Annotated in this window: 2 protein-coding genes and 1 pseudogene; all 3 read left to right on the top strand. The window is 68.0% G+C overall.

The window, feature by feature from the left end; translation table 11 throughout:
* Positions 1–216 (top strand): annotated as a pseudogene (locus tag VA603_RS18360) (TRAP transporter substrate-binding protein); the annotation flags it as partial.
* 13 nt (positions 217–229) lie between these two features.
* On the top strand, positions 230–763 hold the full coding sequence (locus VA603_RS18355; RefSeq protein ID WP_132862282.1) for a TRAP transporter small permease: 534 nt from the start codon (positions 230–232) through the stop codon (positions 761–763).
* Positions 764–766: 3 nt separating this feature from the next.
* Positions 767–1,419, top strand: a 653-nt coding sequence (locus tag VA603_RS18350) for a TRAP transporter large permease subunit (protein ID WP_323439689.1), incomplete at its 3' end; no start/stop codon positions are given.

The following is a 1,419-nucleotide window of genomic DNA, read 5'->3' as shown; positions in this document are numbered from 1 at the left end:
CTGCTGCTGGAGCTGGCGCGGCAGTCGGTGCAGGTGATGCGCAGGGAGTGGGATGCCTCCGAGGACAAGGCGCGCGACGCGGTGCTGGCCTACGGCGTGAAAGCCAATGCGGTGGACATGCCGGCCTTCCGCGAAGCGGCGGCACCGCTGCTGCGCGACTACCTGAAGCAGGCGGACATCGCCGCGCTGCACCGTCGCATCCGCGACTTCGCCTGAGGACCGCGCCACGATGTCTGATACCAACGAAACCACGGTGACGACGGGCTTCCAGCGCGTGCTGGAACGGCTGGCCGACGTCGTCATCCATATCGCCGTGCTGGCCCTGCTCGGGCTGGTGGTGGTGCAGGGCTGGCAGGTCTTCGCCCGCTACGTGATCAATGATTCGCCCAGCTGGACCGAGCCGGTGACGCTGCTGTTGCTGAGCACGGCGATGAGCCTGGGCGCGGCGGCCGGCGTGTACACCAACCGCCACTTCGGCTTCTTCCTGCTGGCCGACTACATCAACCCGGCGATCAAGCGCGTGATCGATGCACTGGTGCCGCTGATCATCGCCGTCATCGGCGGCTTCATCGCCTGGTGGGGCTGGGTGCTGTGGCTGGACGGCCTGCACATCAAGACCGCCGGCGCCAACCTGCCGCAGAGCGTGAACTACCTGCCGTTGAGCATCGGTGGCGCGCTGATGGCGGTGTTCGCATTGAACCGGATGGCGCAGGCATTGCAGGCCGGCGCGGGCAGTGCCGGCACCGCTGAAGGAGACCGTTGAGCCATGGGTATCGCAATCCTCTTCGCCGTGTTCGGCGTGCTGCTGCTGATCGGCGTGCCGGTCGCCTATGCGCTGGCCGCCGCGGCACTGGCCACCCTGTTGTACCTGGACCTGCCCAGCATCGTGCTGGTGCAGCAGATCTCCGCCGGCACCGGTTCGGCCTCGCTGATCGCCATTCCACTGTTCATCTTCGCCGGTGAAATCATGATGCGCGGTGGCATCTCCGAGCGCCTGATCTCGCTGGCCTCGTCGCTGGTCGGGCGCATGCGCGGCGGCCTGGGCCAGGTGTCGATCCTGTCCTCGCTGTTCTTCGGTGGCGTGTCCGGCTCGGCGATCGCCGACGTCTCGGCGGTGGGTGGCACGATGATCCCGCAGATGGTCAAGCGCGGCTACGACCGCGACTTCGCGGTCAACGTCAGCATCACCGCGGCACTGGTGGCGCTGCTGGTGCCACCGTCGCACAACCTGATCCTGTTCTCGGCCGCGGCCGGCGGTGGCCTGTCCATCGCCGACCTGTTCGCCGCGGGCATCGTGCCGGCCTTGCTGATGACGGTGGTGCTGATGGTGACCGGCTACGTGGTGGCGCGCCGTCGCGGCTACGGCGTGGAAGCCTTTCCGGGCATGCGCGCGGTGCTGCTGCGGCTGGTCGCGGCGCT

The organism is Stenotrophomonas capsici (assembly GCF_034961085.1).
In the GTDB taxonomy this organism is placed as follows: domain Bacteria; phylum Pseudomonadota; class Gammaproteobacteria; order Xanthomonadales; family Xanthomonadaceae; genus Stenotrophomonas; species Stenotrophomonas capsici.
This window is presented reverse-complemented; position numbering and strand designations above follow the sequence as displayed.